The organism is Bacteroides sp. UBA939 (genome assembly GCF_002293435.1).
Classification (GTDB): Bacteria; Bacteroidota; Bacteroidia; order Bacteroidales; family Bacteroidaceae; genus Bacteroides.
Window position 1 is genome coordinate 1 of record NZ_DBDF01000192.1, and the last position, 4017, is coordinate 4017.

Genomic DNA, 4017 nt, shown 5'->3' on the forward strand with positions numbered 1-4017 from the left:
TTTTAGACGCGGATAACGCGGATCTCTTTTTATCTTCCGGGCGGGCTAACATAGCGCAGCATTTAAAATTCCGCGTCATCCGCGTTATCCGCGTCTAAAAAATTATAGTATAAACTAATTATAATCATTCACTTAACATAATCAAGTTAACATTATGAGAAGCAAACTATTTTTCAGCAGCATCTTCCTGGCTGCATCCGTATCGTTGTCGGCACAGAAGAGTGCGACGATTACCGTTCGTGCCGACCAGGGCACACAAGTTATTCCCAAAGAAATCTATGGCCAGTTTGCCGAACACCTCGGCACCTGCATTTATGGCGGACTTTGGGTAGGCGAAAACTCTGATATACCTAATATTAAAGGTTACCGTACCGACGTATTCAATGCATTGAAAGACCTCCAGGTACCCGTTCTGCGCTGGCCGGGCGGTTGCTTTGCCGACGAATATCACTGGATGGACGGCATCGGCCCGAAAGAAAACCGCCCCAAAATGGTGAATACCAACTGGGGAGGAACGATTGAAGACAACAGCTTCGGTACGCACGAGTTCCTCAACCTGTGCGAAATGCTGGGCACCGAACCCTACATCAGCGGAAACGTAGGCAGCGGCACCGTAGAAGAACTGGCGAAATGGGTGGAATACATGACCTCCGAAGGAGACTCCCCAATGGCAAGACTCCGCCGCCAGAACGGACGCGACAAGGCATGGAAAGTGAAATACCTCGGCATAGGCAACGAAAGTTGGGGCTGCGGCGGAAGTATGCGACCCGAATATTACTCCGACCTGTACCGCCGTTACGCCACTTACTGCCGCAACTACGACGACAACCGGCTGTTCAAGATTGGCAGCGGAGCCAGCGACTACGATTACACTTGGACCAAAGTCCTGATGGAGCGCATAGGTACCGGCATGCACGGCGTTTCCCTCCACTACTACACAGTGACCGGCTGGAACGGCAGCAAAGGCGCAGCCACTCAGTTCAACAAAGACGACCATTACTGGACAATGGGCAAATGCCGTGAGATAGAAGATGTTATCCAAAAGCATTGCGCCATCATGGACGAATACGATAAAGACAAGCGCGTAGCCCTTATGCTCGACGAATGGGGCACATGGTGGGACGAAGAACCGGGCACTGTCCGCGGTCATCTTTATCAGCAAAACACGCTTCGCGACGCTTTTGTGGCTTCTCTGAGCTTCGATATTTTCCATAAATATACCGACCGTCTGAAGATGGCTAACATCGCACAGATAGTGAACGTGCTGCAATCCATGATTCTCACCCGGGACAAGGACATGGTGCTGACTCCCACTTACCATGTATTCAAAATGTACAAAGTGCACCAGGACGCCACTTACCTGCCGCTCGACCTGAACTGCGAAATCATCGACGTGCGCGACAACCGCAAAGTGCCCATGATAAGCGCCACGGCATCCAAAGACAAGAACGGCAAGATTCACGTTTCTATGTCCAACATTGATGCCGACAACGCACAGGAAATCACCATCAACCTGCCGGGCGTAGAGGCAAAGAAAGCCGTTGGCGAAATACTGACCGCTGCCAACCTCACCGACCACAACTCTTTTGAAAATCCTGATAATGTAAAATTAGCACCTTTCAAAGAGGCAAAAATCAATAAAGGAGTGCTGAAGATTAAACTACCCGCCAAGTCAATTGTTACTATTGAGTTACAGTAAATCAGGCGGAAAGACTTATTGTATTTCAGACAAGAAGCAGGCGGGATGAAGGATAAAAAAGGAGTGCTCTCTATGCTGTGAATTACGCATAAAGAGTTATCTTTGTCGCCGTCAAGATGGACATTTGTCGCCGTCAGAATGGACAGTGATACGTCGAACCGTTTACATGCAATATTCAATATATAATAATATCAATATGAACGACAACAAACTTATGAACCGTGCAGCGGACAACATCCGTATTCTTGCTGCTTCGATGGTTGAGAAAGCAAATTCCGGTCATCCCGGTGGCGCCATGGGTGGTGCCGATTTTGTGAACGTACTCTTCTCAGAGTTCCTGGTATACGACCCCGAGAACCCAGCATGGGAAGGCCGTGACCGCTTCTTCCTCGACCCGGGACACATGTCTCCGATGCTGTATTCTCAACTGGCGCTGGCAGGAAAGTTCACACTGGACGAACTGAAGGAATTCCGCCAATGGGAAAGCCCCACTCCGGGACATCCCGAACGCGATATCAACCGTGGCATCGAAAATACCTCAGGCCCGCTCGGTCAAGGCCATACATTTGCCGTAGGCGCAGCCATTGCCGCCAAGTTCATGAAAGCCCGCTTTGAGGAAGTAATGCCGCAGACCATCTACGCTTACATTTCCGACGGTGGCGTACAGGAGGAAATCTCCCAGGGAGCAGGCCGCATTGCAGGTACATTGGGACTGGACAACCTTATCATGTTCTACGATGCCAACGATATCCAGCTTTCTACCGAAACCAAGGACGTTACCATCGAAGATACCGCAAAGAAATACGAAGCCTGGGGATGGAAAGTTATCAAGATTGACGGTAACGACCCTGACGCCATCCGCAGCGCATTGAATGAAGCCAAAGCCGAGAACGAACGTCCGACCCTGATTATCGGTCATACCATCATGGGTAAAGGCGCCCGCAAGGCAGACGGCAGCAGCTACGAAGCCAACTGTGCCACTCACGGCGCTCCTCTGGGTGGTGACGCTTACGTTAACACGATTAAGAACCTCGGCGGCGACCCGGTGAATCCGTTCGTTATCTTCCCCGAAGTGGCGGAACTGTACGCAAAACGTGCCGCTGAGCTGAAGGAAATCATGGCCGTGAAGTACGCAGCCAAAGCCGAATGGGCTAAAGCTAATCCTGAAAAGGCAGCCAAGCTCGAATTGTTCTTCTCGGGCAAAGCGCCGCAAGTGAACTGGGCAGCCATTGAACAGAAAGCAGGTTCGGCTACGCGTGCAGCATCGGCTACCGTACTGAGCGCCCTCGCTACTCAAGTAGAGAACATGATTGTGGCTTCTGCCGACCTTTCAAACTCTGACAAGACGGACGGTTTCCTGAAAAAGACACATGCCTTCAAGAGTGGTGATTTCAGCGGTGCATTCTTCCAGGCGGGGGTTGCCGAACTGACGATGGCTTGCTGTTGTATCGGTATGGCGCTGCATGGTGGTGTGATTCCGGCTTGCGGAACATTCTTCGTGTTCTCCGATTATATGAAACCTGCCGTGCGTATGGCTGCGCTGATGGAATTACCCGTGAAGTTCATCTGGACGCACGATGCATTCCGCGTGGGCGAAGACGGTCCTACTCATGAACCGGTGGAACAGGAAGCTCAGATTCGCCTGATGGAGAAATTGAAGAATCACAAGGGACATAATTCGATGTTGGTTCTTCGTCCGGCAGATGCGGAGGAAACTACTGTGGCTTGGATGTTGGCGATGGAGAATACATCTACTCCTACAGGTTTGATTTTCTCTCGCCAGAATATTGCTAACCTGCCCGCAGGAAATGATTATTCACAGGCTGCCAAGGGTGCTTACATCGTGGCAGGCTCTGACGAGAACCCGAATGTGGTACTTGTAGCTTCCGGCTCGGAGGTATCTACATTGGTGGCAGGCACGGAGTTACTGCGTAAAGACGGCATAAAGGTACGCATCGTATCTGTTCCTTCCGAAGGTTTGTTCCGTAATCAGGTTCCGGGTTATCAGGAGGGCATTATTCCGGTAGGCGCCAAGGTATTCGGTTTGACTGCCGGCTTGCCTGTGACGTTGCAAGGTCTGGTAGGCGCTAATGGTAAAGTTTGGGGACTGGAATCATTCGGTTTCTCTGCTCCTTACACCGTGCTTGATGAGAAACTTGGCTTCACGGCTGAGAATGTTTACAAGCAGGTGAAGGCGATGCTATAATATTGCAGGGCAACTGCATCAAAGTTTTATTCGCAACGGATAAGCGATGAAGGAAATGAGGAGAATAGAGTAATCGAAGAGAAATCATAAACAAGACTATCTCTATTCTCCT

General features: G+C 50.4%; 2 protein-coding genes. Both read left to right on the forward strand.

The features are described from left to right. The first annotated feature begins 154 nt into the window (after positions 1–154). A complete protein-coding gene (locus B2Z67_RS12220) occupies positions 155–1699 on the forward strand; it encodes an alpha-N-arabinofuranosidase (protein ID WP_291530113.1) in 1545 nt (514 codons plus the stop codon). 196 nt (positions 1700–1895) lie between these two features. After that, a complete protein-coding gene (locus B2Z67_RS12225; protein WP_291530114.1) occupies positions 1896–3905 on the forward strand; it encodes a transketolase family protein in 2010 nt (669 codons plus the stop codon). The last annotated feature ends 112 nt before the right edge of the window (positions 3906–4017 follow it).